Origin of the sequence: Aurantimonas litoralis (genome assembly GCF_026153195.1) — a bacterium.
Taxonomy (GTDB): Bacteria; Pseudomonadota; Alphaproteobacteria; order Rhizobiales; family Rhizobiaceae; genus Aurantimonas; species Aurantimonas coralicida.
This window is the reverse complement of the sequence record NZ_JAPFBM010000004.1, coordinates 433,392-455,739: the sequence shown is the minus strand read 5'-3', so window position 1 is coordinate 455,739 and position 22,348 is coordinate 433,392. Positions and strand designations below refer to the sequence as shown.

Here is a 22,348-nt window from a genome sequence, read left to right as displayed (position 1 = left end):
CGCGCATCAGCTTCGGCGATTGGCTCCAGCCTCCCTCCCCGCGTCATCCTCGGGCTTGACCCGAGGACCCATGCCTCAGCGCCGACACCTCCGCGACCGTGACGGACCGGCAACTTCGCCGTAACAGCCAGCGCATTGCGGAAGACCGCCACAACTTCGCCGACCGCCACTTCGAACGGTAGGGGGCAGTGCGGGTGGCAATTGCGGCATGGTAAGCCGCCCTTTGCAGGGCTGCTTTTCGGCAACGCCGCGGCGGCGCGGAGGGCTTGGCATGGGTCCTCGGGTCAAGCCCGAGGATGACGCCCGTGTTTGAGGGACGCGACCATACTGCAGCGCAGATGGCTCGGCTCGCCTGGGGTCGCTCGGTGTCGCGCATCAGCTTCGGCGATTGGCTCCAGCCTCCCTCCCCGCGTCATCCTCGGGCTTGACCCGAGGACCCATGCCTCTGCGCCGACACCGCCGCGACGGTGACGGCCCGACCGGTAACAGCACCATAACGGCCAGCCGCATTGCGAAAGATCGCTGCGACTTCACCATCCGCTGCTTCAAGCGTTAGCGGGGGCTATCAATGCGGGTGGCGATTGCCATGAGATGAGCCGCCGTTTAGCAGGGCGGCTGTTCGGCAACGCTGCGGTGACGCGGAGGGCTTGGCATGGGTCCTCGGGTCAAGCCCGAGGATGACGCCCGTGTTTGAGGGGTTCGCCACCACGTCGGCGCGCCGCCACGCCGCCACCCCGCGCCTCACCCCAGCCGCGCGGCGATCGCCTTGCCGGCGGCGACGCCCGAGGCCCAGGCCCACTGGAAATTGTAGCCGCCGAGCCAGCCGGTGACGTCGACGGCCTCGCCGATGGCGTAGAGGCCGGGGACGCGTCGGGCTTCCATGGTTTTCGACGACAGTTCCGCCGTATCGATGCCGCCGGCGGTCACCTCGGCCTTGGCATAGCCCTCGGTGCCGGTCGGGCGGAAGCGCAGGCGTGTCAGCGTGTCGGCGGCCAGATCCAGCTCGGCATCGGTGATGGCGCCCAGCGGCCGCGTCTCGCCGATGCGCTCGGCCAGGGCGTCGGCGAGGCGGTTGGGCAACCGCTCGGCGAGCGCCGCCTTCATGTGGGCGCGCGGCATGCGCCGCTTCGCCGCCCGCAGCATCTCGGCGGCGTCCTTGACCAGGGTCAGTTCGATGGTCTCCCCCGGCGACCAGTAGGACGAGACCTGCAGGATCGCCGGGCCCGACAGGCCCTTGTGGGTGAACAGCGACGCCTCCTCGAAGGCGATGTCGCGCACCCGCGCGATGGTCGGGCAGGCCACGCCGGAAATGTCGCGAAACAGCATCTCGTCCTTGCCGAGCGTCAGCGGCACCAGCGCCGGGCGCGGCGTGACGAGCTTCAGGCCGAAGCGCTCGGCGATCTCGTAGGCCTTGCCGGTGGCGCCCATCTTCGGGATCGACGGCCCGCCCGTGGCGATGACCAGCGCCGGGGCGGATGCGCCGGCGACCCGGAAGCGGCCGTCGGCATGCGCGATCTCGCCCACCGGCGTCGACAGGCGGATCTCGACGCCGCCCAATCGGCATTCGGCCAGGAGCATGTCGACGATCTGTTTCGCCGATCCGTCGCAGAACAGCTGCCCGAGGGTCTTTTCATGCCAGGCGATGCCGTAGCGCTCGACCAGCGCGAGAAAGTCCCACTGGGTGTAGCGGCTGAGCGCCGACTTGGCGAAATGCGGGTTCTCCGAGAGGTAGCAGTGCGGCTCGGTCTCGCGATTGGTGAAATTGCAGCGCCCGCCGCCGGAGATCAGGATCTTCTTTCCCGGCGCCTCGGCATGGTCGAGGACCAGGACGCGCGCCCCCGCCTGCCCGGCGGTCGCCGCCGCCAGAAGCCCGGCGCCGCCGGCACCCAGAATGATCGCGTCGTAATCCATCGTCGCTCTTTGCGGTGAGATGCGGGAGCCTGGCCCGTCAACGGATCCGGCCGTCAGGCGGGCGGCGGCCGGCCGATGCTCAGGTCGGCTCAACGAAGCCTTCGAGCACGCGCTTCTGGCCGGCCTTGTCGAAATCGACGGTCAGCTTGTTGCCCTCGACGCTGGCGACGGTGCCGTTGCCGAACTTCAGGTGGAAGACCCGGTCGCCGGAGGCAAAGCGGCTGGCTTCGGTCGCCACCGACTTGGCCACCAGTTCGCCCTCGATATCGCGCGGGCCGCCCTTGCGGGCCGCGGCATTGAGGCCGAAGCCGGTGCGCGGCGGCTGGTTGTGGCCCTTGCCGCCGCGGGCGCCGACGCCGCCCTCGTCATAGCTGATCTCGCGGGTGCGCCCGCCCGACCAGCCGTCGCCGCCCCGGCCGCGCCCGCCATTTCCACCGGCAAAGCCGGCATTGGCCGCCTGGGCGCGGCGCCAGCCCGGCGTCGTATAGGCGCCTTCCTGGAAGGCCGCCGCGCCGTCCCAGCGGCTGGCGCCATAGCCGCCGAAGCCGCCGGCCCCGTAACCGCCATAGGAGGTGTTGGCCTCCATCACCTCGACATGCGCCTCGGGCAGTTCGTCGAGGAAGCGCGACGGGATGGTCGACTGCCACATGCCGTGGATGCGGCGATTGGAGACGAACCAGATCTTCACCCGCTGCTTGCCGCGGGTGATGCCGACATAGGCCAGCCGGCGCTCTTCCTCGAGGCCGGAGCGGCCGCCCTCGTCGAGGGCGCGCTGATGGGGAAACAGCCCCTCCTCCCAGCCGGGCAGGAAGACGGTCTCGAACTCCAGCCCCTTGGCGGCGTGCAGCGTCATGATCGAGACGGCATCCATCTCGGCGTTCTGCTCGGTGTCCATGACCAGCGCCACATGCTCCAGGAAGGAGGGCAGCGTGTCATAGGCCTCCATGGAGCGGATGAGTTCCTTCAAATTCTCCAGCCGGCCCGGCGCCTCGGCCGAGCGGTCGTTCTGCCACATCTCGGTGTAGCCGGATTCCTCGAGGATCTGCTCGGCGAGGTCGGTGTGCTTGGCGGTGGACAATTGCTCGGCCCAGCGCACCAGATCGGTGACCACCCGGCGCAGCGCGTTGCGCGGCTTGGGCTTCAGCTCCTCGGTTTCCACCATCTCGACCGCCGCCGCGATCAGCGGCACGCCGCGGGCGCGGGCATAATCGTGCAGCAGCCGCATGGTGGCGTCGCCGAGCCCGCGCTTGGGCGTGTTGACGATCCGCTCGAAGGCCAGATCGTCGGCCGGCTGGCAGACGCAGCGGAAATAGGCGAGCGCGTCGCGCACCTCCATCCGCTCGTAGAACCGCGGACCGCCGATCACCCGGTAGTTCAGCCCCATGGTGACGAAGCGGTCCTCGAACTCGCGCATCTGGAACGAGGCGCGCACCAGGATCGCCATGTCGTTCAGGTTGTGGTCCTCGCGCCGCTGCAGATCCTCGATCGCCTCGCCGATCGCCCGCGCCTCTTCCTCCGAATCCCAGCCGGCATTGACCTCGACCTTCTGGTGCTCGGGGTCGGAATAGTCGGTGAACAGGGTCTTGCCGAGCCGGTCCTCGTTATGGGCGATCAGATGCGAGGCCGCGCCGAGGATGTGCGCGGTCGAGCGATAATTGCGCTCCAGCCGGATCACCGTCGCGCCAGGAAAGTCCCGGTCGAAGCGCAGGATGTTGTCGACCTCGGCGCCGCGCCAGCCATAGATCGACTGGTCGTCGTCGCCGACGCAGCAGATGTTGACCGGCGGCCGCTCCGCCGCGCCCGCCTCCACGGTGCCCGCCTGCGTCACGGCGCCGGCGCCCGCCGCCTGCCGAAGCGCGGGGCTGTGCCCGGCCTCGCCCCGCACCTGCGAACGCTGGGCCAGAAGCCGCAACCAGAGATACTGGGCGACATTGGTGTCCTGGTACTCGTCCACCAGGATATAGCGGAAGCGGTCGTGATACTCGGCGAGGACATCCGGGTTGTCCCGGAAGATGGCGATCGGATGCAGCAGGAGATCGCCGAAATCGCAGGCGTTGAGGGACTGCAGCCGCGCCTGATAGGCGGCGTAGAGTTCCCGCCCCTTGCCGTTGGCGAAGGCCCGGGCGTCGCCCTCGGGAATGTCCTTCGGGGTCAGCGCCTTGTTCTTCCAGCCATCGAGCATGTTGGCGAAGGTGCGGGCCGGCCAGCGCTTGTCGTCGAGATTCTCGGCCTTGATGAGCTGCTTGATCAGGCGGATCTGGTCGTCGGTGTCCAGAATGGTGAAGTTCGACTTCAGCCCGGCCAACTCGGCATGGCGGCGCAGGATCTTCACGCCGATCGAGTGGAAGGTGCCGAGCCACGGCATGCCCTCGACCTGTTCGCCGACCAGAAGGCCGATGCGCTGCTTCATCTCGCGCGCGGCCTTGTTGGTGAAGGTCACGGCGAGGATCTGGGACGGCCAGGCCCGGCCGGTGGCGAGGATATGGGCGATGCGCGTCGTCAGGACGCGCGTCTTGCCCGTACCGGCGCCGGCCAGCACCAGCACCGGACCCTCGGTGGTCTCCACGGCGGCGCGCTGCTCGGCATTGAGGCCGGAGAGATAGTCCGGCGCGCTGGCATTGCGGGCCACCCCGCGGGCCGACAGCGCACGGGCGGCAATACCGCCGGGACGGGCCGCCGGGACCCCGGTTGATTCGTCGAAATCAGTCATCCGCGCCAATGTAAGACTTCGCGCGCGGAACACTAGGGAAGCGGTCGCCGGAAGCCGGCATGGCGCGGCCGCGATGTGCGATTGCCGCCGCATTGCGCCGGGGGCGCAACGGGTTAGTATGCCCTGCGAACGGTGATGGAGCAGGCGATCATGGACGACAGGACCCCGACGATCACCCAGGCGATGATCGATGCCTATGACGAATACACGCACCTGACGCTCGATCGCCGCGGCTTCATGCGCCGGCTGACGACACTGGCCGGTTCGGCGACGGCCGCGGCCGCGATCGCCCCGCTGATGGCCGCATCCAGCGCCCGCGCCGCCATTGTCGCACCGGACGATCCGCGTCTCGCCGGCGTCTGGGCCACCTATCCCGGCGCCAGCGGCGAGATGAAGGCCTATGTGGCCCGGCCCGCCGATGCGACCGATCCCCTGCCCTCCGTGCTGGTGATCCACGAGAACCGTGGCCTCAACGCCCATATCCAGGACGTCGCGCGGCGGCTGGCGCTGGAAGGCTTCCTGGTCGTCGCGCCCGACTTCCTGTCGCCGGCTGGCGGCACGCCGCCGGACGAGGACAAGGCCCGCGAGATGATCGGCGCGCTCGACGCCGAGACCCGTATCGCCGATGCCATGGCGTCCCGCAAATGGCTCGCCGGCCGCGAGGACGGCAATGGCCGCGTCGGGGCTGTCGGCTTCTGCTGGGGCGGCGGCCTCGTCAACGACCTCGCCGTCGCCGATCCGGACCTTGCCGCCGGTGTCGCCTATTACGGCCGCCAGCCGGATGCGGACAAGGTCGCCGACATCAAGGCGGCGATGCTCTTGCATTACGCCGGCCTCGACGAGCGCATCAATGCCGGCATCGACGCCTATCGCGACGCGCTGGAGGCCGCCGGCACCGAGCATCAGGTCCATGTCTATGCGGGCGTCAACCACGCCTTCAACAACGACACCTCGCAGGCCCGCTACGACGAGGTCGCCGCCGGGCTGGCCTGGGACCGCACCGTCGACTTCCTGAAGGCGCATCTGGGCAGCTAGGCCCGCCGGGACAGCCCGGATGCGTGCGGCTCACGCCGTCCTCTGCCTGGCCTTTGGCGAGACCATCGTCTGGGCCGGGTTCTACTATCTCTTCCCGGCGCTGCTCCTGCGCTGGGAGGCCGATGCCGGCTGGTCCAAGACCTGGCTGACCGCGGCTTTCGCGGCGGCCATCATTGTCTCGGCAATCGTCTCGCCGACGGCGGGCCGCCTGATCGATCGCGGCCATGGTCCGCTGGTGATGGGCGGCTCCGCTCTGGCGGGGGCAATCCTTCTGGCGCTGCTGCCCTTCGCCACCACCCTGCCCGGCTTCACGCTGCTCTGGCTGGGAATCGGCGCCGCGATGGGCGGCTGCCTCTACGAGCCCTGCTTCGCCTTGGTCACGCGGGCGCTCGGTGCCGATGCCCGCCCGGCGATCACCCGCGTCACGCTGGTGGCGGGTTTTGCCGGCACCCTGTCCTTTCCGCTCAATCACTTCATGGCCGAGACGGCCGGCTGGCAGGGCGCCGTCTGGCTGTTCGCCGCGCTTGTCGGATGCCTGGGCGTGCCGCTGATCGTCCTCGGCGCCCGGGCGCTCGAAACGTCGGCCGGCCTGCCGGCTGAGCCGCACGCACCAATCCGCACCGGCGAGGCGACCGCAAATCCAGCTGTTGCTACGCCGCTGTCAGCCGCGTCAGCCGCGCCGGCCCCCACCCTTCTGCGCCGTCCGCTGTTCTGGTACCTCGCCGCCGGTTTTTCGCTGCTCGGCTTCAATCACGGGGTGGTGCTGAACCATCTCCTGCCGATCCTCGCCGACCGGGGCGTCAGCCTCGATCTCGCGGTCCTCGCCGCGGCAATGATCGGGCCGATGCAGGTCGCCGGGCGGCTGGCGCTGATGCTCGGCGGTGCCCGCCTGTCCAACGCATGGGTGACGACGCTGTCCTTCGCCTTCGTGATCACGGCAACGCTCTGCCTGATCGCGGCGGAGTTCGCGCCCCTTCTGGTGATCGCCTTCGTCGTCCTGCAGGGCAGCGGCTACGGCGTCCTCAGCATCATGCGGCCGGTGATGACACGGGAGATCCTCGGCCAGGCCAGGTTCGGCGCGATCAGCGGCGCCATGGCGGTGCCGTATCTGTGCGCCTACGCGCTGTCGCCCTTTGTCGGCTCGCTGCTCTGGGCAGCCGGCGGCTACGATGTCGCGCTGGCGGTGGTGGCGCTGCTCACCCTTGTCGGGCTGGCCTGCTACCGGGCGGCCCTGCGCCATGCGACAGCCCCGGCGATCCCGGCAACACCGGTCCGCCAGCCATCGTGATCCGTCAGCCCTGCAGCGCCCGGCTGCGCGGTACGGCATCGGCCGGCGGCGAAGGCGTCAGGCAGACCAGTTCGGCCGACACGGCTTCGTCGTCCTCCACCGCCCCGCGTCCGCAGGTCAGGAGCATGCGCGCGAGCTCGTCGGCGGGTTTCGGAGGCGAGAAGAAATAGCCCTGCATCTCGCGGCAGCCCTCGCGCAACAGGATATCGCGCTGGGCCGACGTCTCGACGCCCTCGGCGATCACCGACAAATCCATCGCACGGCTCAACCCGATCACGGCGCGGATGATCGCCATGTTCTCGCGATCGTCGATGTGGCGGACGAAGGACTGGTCGATCTTGATCTTGTCGAAGGGGAACCGGCTGAGATAGCCGAGCGAGGAATAGCCGGTGCCGAAATCATCCATGGAGATGCCGATGCCATGGTCGCGGAACCGCTTCAGTGTCGCCAGCACCGTGGCGCTGTCCTGCAGCAGCAGCGATTCCGTGACCTCGATCCGCAGCCGTTCGGGAGCGAGGCCGGCGCGCTCCAGCGCCGCCTCCACGATATCGGCGAGGCCCGGATCGCGGAACTGCACCGGCGAAAGATTGACCGAGATGGCCAGGTCCGACGGCCATTCGGCGGCCTGCCGGCAGGCGGTTTCCAGCACCCAGACGCCGAGCGGCGCCATCAGTCCGCAATCCTCGGCGACCGGGATGAACTCGGCCGGCGACACCAGGCCGCGCTGCGGATGATGCCAGCGCAACAAAGCCTCGAACCCGGTGACGACCTGACGCTCGACATCCACGAAGGGCTGGTAGAACAGCGCGAATTCCTCGTTCTCGACGGCCAGCCGCAGGTCGAGTTCGAGCTGCCGCCGTGCCTCCAGACCGGCATCCATGTCCGGCTCGAAGAAGCGGAAGGTGCCGCGGCCCTCGCTCTTGGCACGGTAGAGGGCCACGTCGGCATTCTTGATGATGGTGTCCGGGTCGATCGCCCGCCCGGCCTCGGCCATTTCCGCCGTGACGAAGATGCCGACGCTGACGCCGACGCAGATCGGCCGCTCGTCGATGGGAAACGGCTCGACGAAGGCATCGACGATGCGCTGCGCCAGCGCTGCGGCGCCGAGATGCGGATCGCCGGCGGACTGGATGATCGAGAACTCGTCGCCGCCGACGCGGGCCACGAGATCGCCCTGCCTGACGCAGGACAGCAACCTTGCGGCTGCGGCGCGCAGCAGCGCGTCGCCGGTCGGATGACCGAGCGTGTCGTTGACCGCCTTGAAGCCGTCGAGGTCGAGGCAGAGCACGCTGGTGTTGGCGATGCCGGCGGCGGTCCGCGTCGCCGTCTCCAGCCGGTCGCGGAACTGCACCCGGTTGGGCAGTCCGGTGAGCGCGTCGTGCAGCGCCATATGGGAGAGCTTCGCCTGGGCCCGATACTGGTCGGTCACGTCCTCGAACGTGTCGAGCCAGCCGCCGCCTTCGATCGCCTGCCGGGAGGTCGCGATCATCCGGCCGTCGGGAAGTTCGTGGGTGAAGCTGCCGTCCGGACCGGGCGCCAGAAGATGCTGGATCTCCGGATCGAGCAGCACTTGCCGCGCAGACACGCCGATCTGCAGACCGCCAAACATCTCCGCGAACCGCCGGTTGAAGATCACCAGCCGCTCGTCGACGTCGAACAGGCACAGGCCTTGGGTCATGTTGTTGAGCGCCGCCTCGAAGCGGCTGTTCTGGATGGCGATATGGCTGTCGTAGCTGTCGGCCTGCTCGGCCATGAGCTCGCGGATGCGGCCGATATGCTCGCCGATGCTGCGCTGCATCGTCGCCAGGGCCCGCATCAGCTGGGCCGTCTCGTCGTGACCATGTGGCACGATCTCGTTGTCGAGCTTGCCGCGGGCGATCGATTCGGCAACCTGCACGGCCCGGTTCAGCGGCGGCACGATCATCCGCGCCAGCATCAGCGAGATCATCACGGCCAGTACAACGGCCGCCGCCATCGCGCCCTGGGTGCTGTGCATCGAGGCTTCGATCAGTTCGCCGACTTCCCGGCGAAAGCGGTATCCGTCGCCGGCGAGGATCTCGACCGCCGTGTCGAATTCGCCGTCGAGGGCGGAAAACCGCGCCCGCAGCTGCGTGTTGTCCAGCGTGCTGAAATCCTGCTGCAGCAATTGCAGCCCGGTTCGGATTTCGCCGATCTTGCGACGGCCCCCGGGCGACATCGCCCGCTCCGAGGCGACGTCCAGATCCGCCATGATGTCCGGCAGCGATGTCGACAGTGCCGTCTGCGCCGACAGGAACGCTTCGCCATCGCCCCGCACCTCGCCCGAACGCAGCTGCAGATCGTCCATTTCGATCTGCAGAAGCGAGTTCTGCGCCGAGCGCAGATAGCTCAACGACAGAAGCGCCTCGTCGTAAATGCGTGTGGCGAGGTCACCAGCCCCACGCTGCGAGTGCTGCGCGAAGACGCCGAGACCAAGCGTGACGAGCGTCAGGCACAGGCAGCCGACAAGAAGTTTCAACCGGAGGGGCATGCGGTGTCGTAATCCCGGAGCGTTAGGAGGGGCGGAATCTGCCGGGTATCATTCGACCGAAACGGCGAGGCTCATGCGCGGATGAATGCCGCAGCGGACTTCGTAGTCGCCCCGTCGCGGAAAGGTGACGTCGATCACCTCGCCGGGCGCCTGTTCGTCGGAATCGAAGCTGAAGCCGTCGGTCTCGACATAGATCTGGTGCAGGAACTCGTCGCGATTGGTGAAGCGCAACGTGTCGCCCTCTTCGATCGCCACCGCCTTGCGGTCGAACATGCGGTCGATCTGGTCGATGATGATCATATGCCCTGCCGCCATGGCGACGACGATCGGCAGGGTGAAGCCGCACAGGGCGGCGCAGGTGACGAGACGTAGCATCAGGGACGTCCTTTCCGTGTCGGGGCTAGTGGCTGTCCGTCGCCGCCGCGCCGGCGGTCAGCCGCCGGCTATAGGACATGCGGTAGCTGCGGGTGCGCGTGATCAGCATCGGGTCGTCGGACGGCGCAATGCCGCCGACGAGGCTGAGCGGCGTGAAGACGAGCTCGCGCTGCCGCGCGACCGAATCGGCAGCCAGCGTCATCAGGGACAGGACGCCGAGCTCCACCTGTTCGCGGTCCTCGGGCCAGGGAAAGGCCGCTTCGGTGATCGGATCGCCCTCGCCGGCGAGCTGGACCAGCAGGCGGAATTGCACCGGCCCGTCCTCCAGCCGCTCGGCCATGTCCTGCGAGAGATAGTCGGGGTCCTTCGCCGCCGCTTCGGCCGCGCTCAGATGCGCGACGCCCGCGACCGGCACCAGCCGATATTTGCCGAAGCGCGATTCGCCGGCCGCATTGGTGAAGGAGAAGGCGTTGACGCCGTAGAAGGCCTCGGTGGCGAAGCTGACCGGTGCCGGCTTCGGGGCCTCGATGAAGCGTTTGGCGGCCGGATGCGCGGCCAGGTGATCGGCGAAATCCTGCGGATCGGACGAGCCGAGCGCCTGGACGAAGCGGCGGAACTCTTCCGGCGTCTGCGCCGCGAAGCCGTCGAAGGAATGGGCGACGATGTCGGTCGAGCCGCCGTCCGGCAGCAGGAACTTGATCGCCATGCCCTTGGGGTTCGCGTCACCGGTATTGTCGCCGACATGGGGCACGCCGGCGAAATTCGAGAAGCGGACCGTCACGTCCACATCGCCCCCGGTGCGATGCTCGGCGCGGGTCAGCGATGCGGCGTCCTTGGACGGGCGGAACGCCCCGTCGAGGAGAATGCCCTTGGAATGGGCCGTCCGGTAGCCCTTGTGCGGCCCGCCGAAAACCTTGTCGAGCCCGGCGACGATATCCCGGGCGAGCTGGGTCTGGCTGCTGCCGGCCGGCTTGTCCTCGGCGGCCGCGGGTGCGGCGCCGAGCCATGCGGTTGACAGGGCAAGCACCGCTGCCGCGCGCCGAATCAGGGCGCCGGCCCGCCTGTCGTCAGGTCTGGTCATTGCGGGAATCCTGCCAGTTGCTCACGCGGCAACGTGGCACGTGCGTGCTTAACTCATCGCTACGTTGCAGCCGGTTGCAGGCAACCAATCGTTAGCCGGAACGTGGCATGATGGCACGGCTGTCGCGGGGCCCGGGCCCCGGCGAGCGGAACGCGGTCAGGCGGCACTGATCGGCGCGGTCTGCGGCAGGACGAAGGGCAGATCCGGCGGTGTCCGGCCGACCGGCAGGGCGATGCCGTAGACCGCACTGACAAGCGCGTCGTCGACGACAGTGCCGACCGGCCCGTTGGCCAGGACGCGCCCGCCCTTGAGCGCGACGATGCGGTCGCTCGCAAGCGCTGCGAGATTGAGGTCGTGCAGCACCACGACGACACCAATGCCCCGCCCCGCCAGCCGCCGGGCCAGCGAGAGGGTCTCGACCTGGTGGCGCAGATCGAGACTGGCGGTGGGTTCGTCCAGAAGCAGATAATGGCCGTCCGCGCCGTCGCCGGCCGGCGTTTCCATCGCCGCTTCGAGCTGGGCGATGGCCCGGGCCAGATGCACGCGCTGGGCCTCGCCGCCGGACAGGCTCGGCACCAGCCGTGCCGCATGGCCGGCCATGTCCACCTGCGCCAGCGCCGCGGCGGCGATGGCTTCGCGCCGGCGGCCGAGCGCCCCGCCCGCCTCCGCGCCGAAGCCGACGATCTCGGCGGCGGTGAAGGGAAAGGCGAGCGCCACGCTCTGGGCGACCACCGCACGGCGACGCGACAGCGCGGCCGCGCCGATGTCTCCCATCGGGCATCCGTCGAGGCGCGCCGCCCCGCGGTCCGGCCGCATCTGCCCGCTCAACACCTTCAACAGCGTCGACTTGCCGGCGCCGTTGGCACCGATCACGGCGACGCATTCGCCGGGAGTGACGGCAAGGCTGACCCCGTCGAGGATGGTTCGGCCGCCAAGGGAGACCGAAATGTCGGCGAGTTCCAGCATCAGACCACCAGCCCGCCGCGCCGCCGCAACAGCAGCCAGAGGAAGAACGGCGCCCCGACCAGCGCGGTCAGGATGCCGATCGGCAGTTCGGCGGGGGCCACGATGGTCCGCGCCGCGGTGTCGGCGGCAACGACGAGACTGCCACCGAAGAGCGCCGCCGCGGGCAGCAGGGTCCGATGGTCCGGGCCGATCAGCGTGCGCAACAGATGCGGCGCGATCAGGCCGACGAAGCCGATGATCCCGGAGATGGCGACGGCCGCGCCGATCGCCCCGGCGATGACGAACACCGCGAGGCGCGTGACGCGCTGCACGTCGATGCCCAGATGAAACGCTTCCGTGTGGCCGAGCGTCATGGCGTTGAGACTGCGGGCAAGGAACGGCGCGGCGACGAAGGCCGGTAGCATCAGCGGCAGCACCGCCGCGATCTTCGGCCATGTGGCGCCGCCGAGGCCGCCCATGGTCCAGAAGGTCAGTTCGCGCAATTGCTGGTCGTTGGAGATGAAGACGAGCACGCCGATGAGCGCGCTGGCGAGCGCGGCGAGCGCGATGCCGACGAGCAGCATGGCGGCCACCGAGGTGCGGCCGTTCACCGTCGAGAGCCGGTACAGGATGATTGTCGTGCAAAGGCTGCCGAGGAAGGCGGCGATCGGCAGAAGATGCCGCGCGACAAGCTCCGGCAGCCAGCCAGCGGCCATTTCGCCGAGGACGATGCTGGTCACGGCGGCGAGCGCGGCACCTGAGGAGATTCCGACAAGCGACGGGTCGGCCAGCGGATTTCGAAACAGCCCCTGCATCATCGCGCCGGACAAAGCGAGCGCCGCCCCGACCAGCATGCCGGCGAGGACGCGCGGCAGGCGAATGTCGAGGACGATGGTGGCCAGCGACAGGTCCAGCGTCTCCCGGCGACCGGTCGCGGCCGCGACCAGCGCGTCGAGCGTCGCCGAAAGCAACAGGCCGGCGGCCCCGACCGTCAGCGCGACGAGGCAGACCAGCACCGCAAGAATTCCCGCGGCGACGACGCCGACCCGTGCCAGCGTAGCGCGGTCGCGGGATCGCAGGATGTTCCCGCCCCTCCCCGTTCGCGCGCCCACCAGTTCGCCGGAGACGCTCACCGCGGCTCGACCCAGGCGCGCGGCGGCAGCGCCGGCAGATCGAGCCCGGGATACAGATCGGCGGCCAGATCCCGGATCGCATGGGCCGTGCGCGGGCCGAAGCCGAGAAGATAGGTCCCGTCATAGGCGAAGAGCCGGTCTTCTTTCACCGCCGGCGTCGTTGCGAAGGCCGGGTCGGCGCGAACGTGATCGAGGCCGTCGGCGTGCTCGCCCGACTGCATGGTGACGACCGCATCCGGCGCGGCGGCAACGACGGCTTCCGGCGTTGCAGGCTTGAAGCCGGCGAAGGCGGCAAAGGCGTTGTCGGCGCCGGCCAGTGCCAGCATGGCGTCGGCCGAGGTCTTGCGGCCGGCCACCATCGGCGCCCCGCCCCGCATGGCCAGGACGAAGGCAACGCTCGCCCGCTCGCCCACATTTGCGGTCGCCGCAGTCACGGCCGCCAGGTCCGCCGCGACCGCCGCAGCCAGTTCCTCGCCCTTCTCCCCTGCCCCGACAGCGTCGGACACGGCGCGGATCTTGGCGACGATCCCCTCGGCCGTCGGCGTGTCGGGAATGTTGACGAAGGGCACCGAAGCCGCTTCCAGGACGTCGAGCACGTCCGGCGGACCGGCACCCTCGATGGCGACGATCAGCGTCGGCGACAGCGCCAGGATGCCTTCCGCCGCCAGCGCGCGCATGTAGCCGACGTCCGGCTTGTCCGTCATCGCCGCGGGATAGGTGCTGGTGGTGTCCACCGCGACGATCTTGTCAGCCATGCCGAGCGCGTCGAGGATCTCGGTCACCGCCCCGCCGATCGACACGATGCGCGCCGTATCGGCGATCACGACCGTGCGGCCATGGGCGTCGACGATGCTGCGGCTGTCCGCCAGCACCGGAGCCGACAGGGCCGGCAGGAGCGAGAGCGCCGCGGCGGCGATGGTGAGGCGGCGGATAAGGCTTTGCATACCGGATGTCCTACTTGGTCAGGATGAGCTTGTTGTTGGACGTCAGCCGCAGCCGGTAGATGTCGCCGGCATGCCGGATCAGGACTTCCCGCCCGGCCGAAAACAGCTCGGCGGCATTCAGCATCGGCAGCGTTCCGCCGCCGGTTCCTCTCGCCTCATGGCCGGTCCCCGTCTGCGGCTTCGGCGCCGTTTCGCACATCATCTGGACCCTCATCGTCGTCATCCCGCGCTGGACACCCCAGCCCACCGGGCCTTGCCACCCCCTCGGCAACAATGTTGACTCTGATAGTCATGTTAAATATCGAATGCAAGCAAGGCGCCACGGTCGACAAACCGTTCGCCTCCGGATGCCAGCCAGCCGCTCCTGACCGAAGCCAGCCAGCCCGTCACGCCTCTCAAACGACAGCGGGAAATCATGGCCCATCCAGACGGGCGCCTTCGCGGCGCGACACCACCCCTCCTTCTTTCCCTGGCGACGGGCGTTTCGCTCCTCGCCCTTTCGACCGTCGCCATGGCGCAGGACGCGCAAACCACGCAGGAACCGGCGGGCGCTCCGGACATGGACGCGATGGCGATCCAGCTCGACGAGGTGTCGATCCTCGCCAATCGCGGTCCCCAGAGCCCGATCCAGAGCCTTGGCGGCGTCAGCGTCGTCGGCCGTGACGAGATCGCCCGCTACAATGCCGGCGATCTGGAGGACGTGCTGGCGACGATTCCGGGCGTGTCCACCACCAGCGACCGCGACGATCCCGGCGTGTCCATTTCCGTCCGCGGCCTGCGCGATTCCGGCCGGGTCAACGTGATGATCGACGGCGCCCGCCAGAATTTCGGCGTGCAGGGCCATCTCGACAACAATCTCGTCTATGTCGATCCGGCGCTTCTGGGCGGCATCGACGTGATCCGCGGCCCGGTGGCGAACGCCTACGGTTCCGGCGCGATCGGCGGCGTGGTGGCCATGCGCACGCTCGAGCTGGAAGACCTTTTGACGCCGTCCGAGCGCTACGCGGCGCGCCTCGGCACGGTCTACGGCACCAACGGGCCGGACTGGCTGGGCAAGCTGGAGGCCGGCGTGCGCCTCACCGAGGACGCGGATGTCTACGGCGCCTTCGTCTACCGCGACGAGGACGACTACCAGGACGGTGACGGCAACGATGTCGACAACACCGGCTTCGACGTGCGCTCCGGCGTCCTGAAGGCGCGGCTGCGCCCGGCCGACGGCCACGAGATCACCCTGTCGGGCGTCATCTACGACAACGACTTCGTCTCATCGACCGGCTCCGGCGCCGATCGCGACACCGACGTGCGCAACGCCACCTACCGTCTCGGCTACACCTTCGTTAGCCCCGACACGCCGCTGGTCGACCTCAACTTCAACCTCTATCGAAACGAGACCGACTACACGCAGATCGACCAGAACCCGGCCGCGGCGCGCCGCGACGTCGAGGTGTCGACGACCGGCTTCGATCTCTACAACGCCTCGCGCTTCGATCTCGGCATCGTGCCGACCACCCTGACCTACGGCGTCGACTATTTCCGCGACGAGGTGGAGACCCAAGACAATGTCGGCTCGACCGAACTCTTCACGCCGTCCGGCACGCGCGAGGTCTATGGCGGCTTCATCCAGGCCCGGTTCGAATACGACACCTGGCTGGAAGTGATCGGCGGCGGCCGCTTCGATCATTTCGACCTGACCAGCACGGCGACGACCGAAGAGAACACCGGCGACCGCTTCTCGCCGAAGCTCAGTGTCGGCGTCACGCCGATCCAGGGCTTCCAGATCTACGGCACCTATGCCGAAGGCCTGCGTTCGCCGACCCTGAACGAGGCGGTCGTGTCGGGTCTCCACCCGGCGCCCGCCGCCTTCGAGCTCCTGCCCAATGCCGGCCTGTCGCCGGAAGTCGGGCACACGCTGGAGGCCGGCGTGAACCTCTCCTACGACAACGTCCTCGTCGACGGCGACGGGCTGCGCGCCAAGCTGGCGGTCTTCCGCAACGATGTTGACGACTACATCGAATATGCCACGCTGGACCGGCCCGGCGTCGCCAATCCGTGCCTGGCCGGCCGCGGCCCGATCTGCTTTGCGCGCCTGCCCTACGATGCGCTGCAGTACCAGAACATCGAGGAAGCCCGGCTGGAAGGCGTCGAGCTGGAGGCCAGCTATGACTGGCGCTGGGGCTATGTGGGCCTGGCCGGCGCGATCATCGACGGCGAGAACCGCCGCAACGGCGATCCGCTCAACTCGGTCTATCCCGACAAGCTGACGACGACGCTGGGCTTCCGGGCGCTCGACGAACGCCTGACCTTCGGCGGCCGCTGGCATGCGGTGGCGGCCAAGGACGACGTCACCGATCCGACCCTCGCCTCGGACCGCTACGACGTCTTCGACCTCTTCGTCGCCTACGAGCCCAACGAGAACACCCGCTTCGACGCCAGCATCCGCAATCTCTTCGACCGGCAGTACCAGGCCTATTCCGGCTTCCCGGCAAGCGAGACCGACCCGGCGCCCGGCTTCGAGGCGATGTTCGGCGTGAGCATCAAGTTCGGCGTCGACAGTTGACACCCCAACACAAGGATCAGACCATGTTCATCGCAATGAACCGCTTCAAGGTGCTTCCCGGACAGGAAGAGGAGTTCGAAGCGGTCTGGCGCAATCGCGAATCCCAGCTCCAGACGGTGCCGGGTTTCGTCGAGTTCCACCTGCTGCGTGGGCCGGTGCGCGAGGACCACGTCCTCTACGCCTCGCACACCATCTGGGCCGACGAAGCCGCCTTCACCGGCTGGACCAAGTCGGAAGCGTTCCGGGCCGCCCATCGCAGTGCCGGCGAACGCCAGCCCATGTATCTCGGCCATCCCGAGTTCGAAGGCTTTACCGTCGTCCAGACCATTCCGGGTCTCGAAGCGGCAGAGCTTGCCGCTACCGGCTGAGCGACACGTCTGGCCGGCGGTGCGAATTCACGCGCTGTCGGCCGGCATGAACGGGCCCCGCGTCATAGCAGGACGACGTGGCGGACCGTGCGGCCAGCCGCGAGCGCATCGAAGCCTTCATTGATATCGTCGAGCGTTCCGCGGCTGGTCAACAGCCGGTCCACCGGCAGCCGTCCGCCGCGATAGAGCGCGATGTAGCGGGGAATGTCGCGGCTCGGGATGCAGCTTCCGACATAGCTGCCCTTCAGGGTCCGCTCCTCGGCGACGAGCTTGAGCGGCGACAGGGCCATGGTCGCCGTCGGCGGCGTCAGCCCGGCGGTCACCGTCGCCCCGCCGCGCCGGGTGATGGCGAAGGCCAGTTCCAGCGCCCGCGCCGAGCCGGCCATCTCGAAGGCATGATCGACACCGCCGCCGGTCGCCGCGCGCACCGCATCGGCGACGCCCTCCTCGCCGGCATTGAAGATGTCGGTCGCCCCCAGCGTCTTGGCCATCTCCAGCTTGTCGGCCTGCAGATCGACCGCGATGATCCGCGACGCCCCGGCCGCGACCGCGCCGAGAATCGCGCTGAGGCCGACGCCGCCGAGCCCGACCACGGCGACCGTCTCGCCGGCCTTGACCCGGCCGGTGTTGACCACCGCGCCGACGCCCGTCAGCACCGCGCAGCCGAACAGCGCCGCGATCTCCAGCGGCAGTTCCGGATCGATCTTGATCAGCGAACGGCGGGACAGGACGGCACGCTCGGCAAAGGCCGAGACGCCGAGATGATGGTGGACGGGTTCGCCCTCGCAGGACAGGCGCCGCTCGCCCGACAGCAACGTGCCCTCGCCATTGCGGGCATTGCCTGGCTCGCACAGCGCCGGCCGGCCTTCGGCGCAGGGGCTGCAATGGCCGCAGGACGGCACGAAGACCATCACCACGTGGTCGCCGGGGGCCAGGTCGTCGACGCCCGCGCCGACCGTCTCGACGATGCCCGCGGCTTCATGGCCGAGCACCATCGGGGTCGGCCGCGGCCGCACACCGTCGATCACCGAGAGGTCGGAATGGCACAGCCCGGCGGCCTTGATGTGCACCAGCACCTCGCCGTCCCCCGGCGGCGCAAGCGCGACGGTCTCGATGGAGAGCGGCCGCGATGTGGCATAGGGGCCCTCGACGGGCGATCTGCGCAGCACCGCCGCGCGCGTGGTGGTGGTCGTCATCTCTGTCCTCCCCTCGGGCCTGCCGCCGCGATGTTCCGCGACGGCTGGCATCAACGGCGCACGACCGGTCAGGGCCGCTTCCGGCCGGTGCAATCCGGCCAGGCGAGGCTCCCCAGTGCGCCGCATGTCTCCCTGCGATCGGCCGGGAATGTCGCATCGCCTTTGGCGGCTTGGCAATCCGCGCCCCGCGGGTTCTGCTTGTGCGCCCGTCAGAACGGCACGAAGCAGACGATCAGCCCGCCAAGACCAGCGGCAAGCCGCATCCACACCGGCCCCTTCCAGATGAAGGCCAGCGACAGCGCCCAGAGCGCGGCGGCGATCTTCACGAAGGCGATTCCGGCCTCGACCGGACGGTCGGCCATGTGGATGATCGCCGGATTGGCGATCATCGCCAGCGGAATGACATAGAGCCCGATGCCGAGGCGCATGGCGGACCCGGCCACCTTCAGCCAGTTCTCGCCGACCATGCCGGCGGCGATGAACACGGCGCCGCAGACCGGCGGGGTGATGGTCGACAGGAGGGCGAACCAGAAGACGAAGAGATGCGCCAGCAGCGGCTCGATGCCGAGCCGTTCCAGCGCCGGCCCGGCGATGGACACGCAGATCACGTAGGCCGCCGTCGTCGGCACCTCCATGCCCAGCAGGATGCAGGCGATGGCCGTCAGCAGCAGCGCCGGCCAGAGGGAATCGTCGGCCACCGACAGGATCGTCGAGGTGACCTTCACCCCGAGCCCGGTCATGCCGAGGACGCCGATGACGATGGAGGCGCAGATGATGATCGCGCCGATCACCGCGATCTGCTGTCCGGCGCTGACTGCGGCCCCGCCCGCCCGCTCGACGAAGCGGTGCAGCGACACCTCGCCGCGCACATTGACGAAGAGCAGCAGCGCGGCGGCCAGGATCGCCAGGCAGGCGGCATATTGCGGCGTGAAGCCGCCGACGAACATGCGCTCCAGGAGGATGCCGAAGGGCACCGCGAAGAACATGGATGTGATGACCACGTCGCGAACCGAGGGACGGTCCGCCGCATCGACGGCGCCGAGGCCGTAGCGCCGGGCAAACAGGTCGATGCCGATCCAGGTGGTCAGGAAGTAGAGGATTGCCGGCGGCAGCGCCGCCGCCATGATGGTCGCATAGGGCGTGCCGGTCAGCTCGACCATGACGAAGGCCCCCGCCCCCATCAGCGGCGGCATGATCTGGCCGCCCGACGAGGCCACCGCCTCGACCGCGCCGGCCAGCGCCCGCGGATAGCCGAGCCGGGTCATCGCAGGAATGGTCACCGCGCCGGTCGAGGCGACATTGGCCGAGGCCGAGCCGGAGATCGAACCGAACATCGCCGAGGACAGCACCGACACCTTGCCGGCACCGCCACGCAGGCGCCCTGCCGCCAGCGTCGCGACGTTCATGAAGCCCTGCCCGGCCTCGCCGGCATTCAGCACGGCGCCGAGAATGACGAAGATCGAGACGATACCGACGGACACGCCCGTGAGCGAGCCCCAGATGCCGCCCTCGGTGATGGTCATGGTGCCGAGGAAGCTGGCGAAGGGAAAGCCGGGATGGCCGTATTCGCCGGGCACATACTGGCCGAACAGGCCGTAGGCGAGACACAGGAGGGCCACCAGCGGCAGCGGCCAGCCGATCGCGCGGCGCGCCATCTCCAGCGTGATGGCAAGCAGCGTGATCGCGACCGCCATCTGGAAGTCATTGTCGATGAATCCGTACTGGTCGGACAGCGCCTCGGCGTTGAGCGCGATGTAGAGGCAGCCGATCTCGCCGAGGATCAGCAGCACCCAGCCGGTAAGAAGCTGCGTGCGGGTCTTCGCCAGGAAGACGAAGAGCCAGGGCAGCGCCAGCGCCATGTGGATCGGCCGGGCGACCAGCGCCGGCACGAGGCCGCTGAAGATCAGTCCCAGATGGAAGGCGATGGAGAGCAGCCCGAGCACCGGCCAGACGAACCACATCGGAGGGCGCACGGCCGCGTCGTCGGCTACCATCGTACTCATCGCATCATCCTCGCGCGGACCGCCGCGCGGCGCGTCGCACTTGCAGGCCGGCCCCGGCAGCGTCGCGCGCTACCGGGGCCGGAAGGGTCTTTGTGGGTTCAGGGCACGGGCCCGGTCGGCTCAGCGCAGATCGTCGGGCAGATCGATCCCGGCTTCCTCGTAATAGCGCGCGGCGCCCGGATGCAGCTTGACGCCGCTGCCTTCCAGGAGCTCCGGCGTGACCGCATTCCACCAGCGGGCGCTCTCGCCCATCGCCGCCTTCTCTTCCCAGAAGGTCTTGGTCAGGAGATAGGCGGTCTCATCGCTCGTGGCGGTGGTGGTGAAGGCGACGACCGGCAGCGAGGTGGTGACGGTGTCCTCGTCGATGCCGGCATAGGTGCCGGCCGGGATGACCTGCCGCGTGCGGCCGGTCTCGGCCACCTGCTCGTCGGTCAGCGTGATCAGGCTGACCGGCGTGCTGGCCGAGGCCTCGATCACGTTCGGTGCCGGGAACGAGCCGGCGGTGACGAAACCGTCGATCTGGCCGTTCTTCAGCGCGTCCGAGGCGTTGCCGAGCTCGGCGTCGGCGACCGTCACCTTGTCGGCAAGGCCGAAGAGCTCGAGATATTTCTCGCCCTCGGTGGCGCCGAAGGAGCCCTTGCCGAGGAGGATGGTCTTGCCGGTCATGTCCTCCAGCGCGCGCGCATCGGCATCGCCGCGCATGACGAAATGCATGGTCAGCGACGGGATCGGGAACAGCGAGCGGATCTCGGCGAAGCGCGGGTTCTGGCGCTCGGCGAAGGGGCCGGTGCCGGCCGCGGCGGCCGAGACGAGGCCCGGAGGCGCGGTGAAGACGTAATTGCCGGCGCGGGCCGCCGCTTCCATCACGTTCTGGACCGAGCCCTGGCTTTCCTCGACCGTGACGATGACCTCGCCATCGGTGCCGCCCTTGACCGCATTCGCGAGCTCAACACCCATCTGGTAGTAGGAGGTGCCGCTCTTGGCGGATTTGTAGGAGATCCGCTCCTCGGCGGCACCCGGTGCCGCATGGAGCCCCGCGACCAGTACGGCCGCAGCGGCTGCGAACGTCTTCAGACCATTTCCGTGCATTGTCATTCCTCCCATCGTCGTTCCGCCGGTGCCGGCGTGTGTCCCGGTCGACGCTGTCGGCAGCGCCGGCCTCTCTGTCAAGTGCGGCCGCCCCTTGAGGCAAGGCGCGGCGGCCGCAGAAAGGGTCACATCGGGATCGGATGCTTGCGATGCAGCGCGTCGATCTCGGCCAGGACGTCATCACTGAGCGTCACGTCGGTTGACGCGATGTTGTTGCGCAGCTGGTCCATGTCGGTCGCGCCGATGATCGCCGCCGTCATGAACGGCCGGGTCAGGCAGAAGGCGATCGCCATCTGGCAGACATCGAGGCCGTGCTTTTTCGCGATGGCGCCGTAGGCGTCGGCGATGACCGCGTTCTCCGGCGTGTAGCGGCCGCCGAGCGCGTTGTCGTTGACCGCAAGCCGCGCGCCCTCCGGGCTGGCGCCGCCGCTGTACTTGCCTGTCAGGAGGCCGGCGGCGAGCGGCGAATAGGCCAGCAGCCCGACATCCTCGTTGACCGACAGCTCGGCGAGATCGAGGTCGAACAGCCGGTGCATCAGGCTGTACTCGTTCTGGATCGAGGCGACCCGCGGCAGGCCGCGCGCCTCGGCGATCTGCAGGAATTTCTGCGTGCCCCAGCAGGTCTCGTTGGACAGGCCCACATGGCCGATCTTGCCGGCCTTCACCAGTTCGTCCAGCGCTTCCAGCACCTCGACCATGTTGGCCTCGACCGCGGCGGGGTCCTGGCCGCTCGGATCGTAGGTCCAGGACTGGCGGAAATGGTAGGAGCCGCGGTTCGGCCAGTGCAGCTGGTAGAGATCGATGCGGTCGGTCTGCAGCCGCTTCAGGCTGGCCTCCGCCGCCGCCCGGACGCTGGCGCCGGTGATCGGCTCGCCGCCGCGCACCTTGGCGTTGCCCTGGCCGGTGATCTTGCTGGCGAGGACGACGTCGTCACGCTTGCCGGACGCGGCGAACCACGTCCCGATGATCTCCTCGGTACGGCCGACGGTCTCGGCGGTCATCGGCGTCGTCGGATACATTTCGGCGGCGTCGAAGAAATTGACGCCCGCCTCCACCGCGTAGTCCATCTGCTGATGGCCCTCGGCTTCGCTGTTCTGGCTTCCCCAGGTCATGGTGCCGAGACAGATCTCGCTGACGCTCAGGCCGGTCCGGCCGAGTGGACGGTACTTCATGCGTGTCCTCGCTGATGGGGAATCGTTTGGGC

At 68.8% G+C, this 22,348-nt stretch carries 17 protein-coding genes; 4 read left to right on the top strand and 13 right to left on the bottom strand.

Annotated elements, in window-relative coordinates; all coding sequences use genetic code 11:
* Positions 1-741: 741 nt before the first annotated feature.
* Together N7I30_RS11980 and N7I30_RS11975 are read right to left on the bottom strand one after the other, a co-directional pair.
* Positions 742-1,911, bottom strand: coding sequence for a BaiN/RdsA family NAD(P)/FAD-dependent oxidoreductase (locus tag N7I30_RS11980; RefSeq protein ID WP_498639068.1), 1,170 nt, complete (start codon positions 1,909-1,911; stop codon positions 742-744).
* 79 nt (positions 1,912-1,990) lie between these two features.
* Positions 1,991-4,621, bottom strand: coding sequence for an ATP-dependent helicase (locus N7I30_RS11975; protein WP_498639092.1), 2,631 nt, complete (start codon positions 4,619-4,621; stop codon positions 1,991-1,993).
* A 150-nt stretch (positions 4,622-4,771) separates the two neighbouring features.
* Between N7I30_RS11975 and N7I30_RS11970 the strand changes: the two genes are divergently transcribed.
* Positions 4,772-5,656, top strand: a complete 885-nt coding sequence (locus tag N7I30_RS11970) for a dienelactone hydrolase family protein (protein ID WP_498639066.1) — start codon at positions 4,772-4,774, stop codon at positions 5,654-5,656.
* 19 nt (positions 5,657-5,675) lie between these two features.
* On the top strand, positions 5,676-6,944 hold the full coding sequence (locus N7I30_RS11965) for an MFS transporter (protein WP_498639064.1): 1,269 nt from the start codon (positions 5,676-5,678) through the stop codon (positions 6,942-6,944).
* Positions 6,945-6,948: 4 nt separating this feature from the next.
* Here the strand turns inward: N7I30_RS11965 and N7I30_RS11960 are convergent, their stop codons facing one another.
* From N7I30_RS11960 to hemP, 7 genes are all read right to left on the bottom strand, one after another.
* Entirely contained in the window at positions 6,949-9,453 is a 2,505-nt protein-coding gene (locus N7I30_RS11960) for a putative bifunctional diguanylate cyclase/phosphodiesterase (RefSeq protein ID WP_498639062.1), read from the bottom strand.
* 48 nt (positions 9,454-9,501) lie between these two features.
* Positions 9,502-9,828, bottom strand: a complete 327-nt coding sequence (locus N7I30_RS11955; RefSeq protein WP_024348554.1) for a plastocyanin/azurin family copper-binding protein — start codon at positions 9,826-9,828, stop codon at positions 9,502-9,504.
* Positions 9,829-9,853: 25 nt separating this feature from the next.
* Entirely contained in the window at positions 9,854-10,909 is a 1,056-nt protein-coding gene (locus tag N7I30_RS11950) for a catalase family peroxidase (RefSeq protein WP_498639060.1), read from the bottom strand.
* Between the two features lie 156 nt (positions 10,910-11,065).
* Positions 11,066-11,875 (bottom strand): heme ABC transporter ATP-binding protein, encoded by an 810-nt coding sequence (locus N7I30_RS11945; RefSeq protein ID WP_498639059.1) that lies wholly within the window; start codon positions 11,873-11,875, stop codon positions 11,066-11,068.
* Positions 11,875-12,987, bottom strand: coding sequence for a FecCD family ABC transporter permease (locus tag N7I30_RS11940; RefSeq protein ID WP_498639057.1), 1,113 nt, complete (start codon positions 12,985-12,987; stop codon positions 11,875-11,877). The genes N7I30_RS11945 and N7I30_RS11940 overlap by 1 nt, the downstream gene beginning before the upstream one ends.
* Positions 12,984-13,931, bottom strand: coding sequence for a heme/hemin ABC transporter substrate-binding protein (locus N7I30_RS11935; protein WP_498639055.1), 948 nt, complete (start codon positions 13,929-13,931; stop codon positions 12,984-12,986). The genes N7I30_RS11940 and N7I30_RS11935 overlap by 4 nt, the downstream gene beginning before the upstream one ends.
* Positions 13,932-13,941: 10 nt before the next feature.
* Positions 13,942-14,145 carry a hemin uptake protein HemP gene (gene hemP / locus N7I30_RS11930; RefSeq protein WP_228238627.1) on the bottom strand — a complete coding sequence of 68 codons (204 nt, stop codon included), beginning with the start codon at positions 14,143-14,145 and terminating at the stop codon, positions 13,942-13,944.
* Positions 14,146-14,346: 201 nt separating this feature from the next.
* On the opposite strand from hemP, the gene N7I30_RS11925 reads away from it, so the two are divergent.
* Positions 14,347-16,488, top strand: a complete 2,142-nt coding sequence (locus tag N7I30_RS11925) for a TonB-dependent hemoglobin/transferrin/lactoferrin family receptor (RefSeq protein WP_498639051.1) — start codon at positions 14,347-14,349, stop codon at positions 16,486-16,488.
* 23 nt (positions 16,489-16,511) lie between these two features.
* Positions 16,512-16,856, top strand: coding sequence for a heme-degrading protein HmuQ (gene hmuQ / locus N7I30_RS11920; RefSeq protein ID WP_024348561.1), 345 nt, complete (start codon positions 16,512-16,514; stop codon positions 16,854-16,856).
* A gap of 62 nt (positions 16,857-16,918) precedes the next feature.
* On the opposite strand, the gene N7I30_RS11915 is transcribed toward hmuQ, so the two are convergent.
* The 4 genes from N7I30_RS11915 to N7I30_RS11900 form a co-directional block, all read right to left on the bottom strand.
* The gene (locus N7I30_RS11915; protein ID WP_498639048.1) at positions 16,919-18,052 is read right to left on the bottom strand and encodes a zinc-dependent alcohol dehydrogenase family protein; all 1,134 of its coding nucleotides are present in this window, start codon (positions 18,050-18,052) and stop codon (positions 16,919-16,921) included.
* Between the two features lie 209 nt (positions 18,053-18,261).
* Complete coding sequence (locus N7I30_RS11910; RefSeq protein WP_498639046.1) at positions 18,262-20,055, bottom strand: TRAP transporter permease; 1,794 nt, start codon at positions 20,053-20,055, stop codon at positions 18,262-18,264.
* A 120-nt stretch (positions 20,056-20,175) separates the two neighbouring features.
* Positions 20,176-21,159: a TAXI family TRAP transporter solute-binding subunit gene (locus N7I30_RS11905; protein WP_498639044.1), complete on the bottom strand. Its 984-nt coding sequence runs from the start codon at positions 21,157-21,159 to the stop codon at positions 20,176-20,178.
* A gap of 110 nt (positions 21,160-21,269) precedes the next feature.
* The gene (locus N7I30_RS11900; protein ID WP_498639041.1) at positions 21,270-22,316 is read right to left on the bottom strand and encodes an aldo/keto reductase; all 1,047 of its coding nucleotides are present in this window, start codon (positions 22,314-22,316) and stop codon (positions 21,270-21,272) included.
* Between the last annotated feature and the right edge of the window lie 32 nt (positions 22,317-22,348).

Coding starts and splice junctions, on each gene's coding strand:
- N7I30_RS11970 (WP_498639066.1), top strand. CDS start 4,772: ATGGACGACAGGACCCCGACGATCACCCAGGCGATGATCGATGCCTAT.
- N7I30_RS11935 (WP_498639055.1), bottom strand. CDS start 13,931: ATGCAAAGCCTTATCCGCCGCCTCACCATCGCCGCCGCGGCGCTCTCG.
- N7I30_RS11905 (WP_498639044.1), bottom strand. CDS start 21,159: ATGGGAGGAATGACAATGCACGGAAATGGTCTGAAGACGTTCGCAGCC.
- N7I30_RS11915 (WP_498639048.1), bottom strand. CDS start 18,052: ATGACGACCACCACCACGCGCGCGGCGGTGCTGCGCAGATCGCCCGTC.
- N7I30_RS11925 (WP_498639051.1), top strand. CDS start 14,347: ATGGCCCATCCAGACGGGCGCCTTCGCGGCGCGACACCACCCCTCCTT.
- N7I30_RS11975 (WP_498639092.1), bottom strand. CDS start 4,621: ATGACTGATTTCGACGAATCAACCGGGGTCCCGGCGGCCCGTCCCGGC.
- hmuQ (WP_024348561.1), top strand. CDS start 16,512: ATGTTCATCGCAATGAACCGCTTCAAGGTGCTTCCCGGACAGGAAGAG.
- N7I30_RS11960 (WP_498639062.1), bottom strand. CDS start 9,453: ATGCCCCTCCGGTTGAAACTTCTTGTCGGCTGCCTGTGCCTGACGCTC.
- N7I30_RS11910 (WP_498639046.1), bottom strand. CDS start 20,055: ATGAGTACGATGGTAGCCGACGACGCGGCCGTGCGCCCTCCGATGTGG.
- N7I30_RS11945 (WP_498639059.1), bottom strand. CDS start 11,875: ATGCTGGAACTCGCCGACATTTCGGTCTCCCTTGGCGGCCGAACCATC.
- N7I30_RS11980 (WP_498639068.1), bottom strand. CDS start 1,911: ATGGATTACGACGCGATCATTCTGGGTGCCGGCGGCGCCGGGCTTCTG.
- hemP (WP_228238627.1), bottom strand. CDS start 14,145: ATGAGGGTCCAGATGATGTGCGAAACGGCGCCGAAGCCGCAGACGGGG.
- N7I30_RS11950 (WP_498639060.1), bottom strand. CDS start 10,909: ATGACCAGACCTGACGACAGGCGGGCCGGCGCCCTGATTCGGCGCGCG.
- N7I30_RS11900 (WP_498639041.1), bottom strand. CDS start 22,316: ATGAAGTACCGTCCACTCGGCCGGACCGGCCTGAGCGTCAGCGAGATC.
- N7I30_RS11965 (WP_498639064.1), top strand. CDS start 5,676: ATGCGTGCGGCTCACGCCGTCCTCTGCCTGGCCTTTGGCGAGACCATC.
- N7I30_RS11955 (WP_024348554.1), bottom strand. CDS start 9,828: ATGCTACGTCTCGTCACCTGCGCCGCCCTGTGCGGCTTCACCCTGCCG.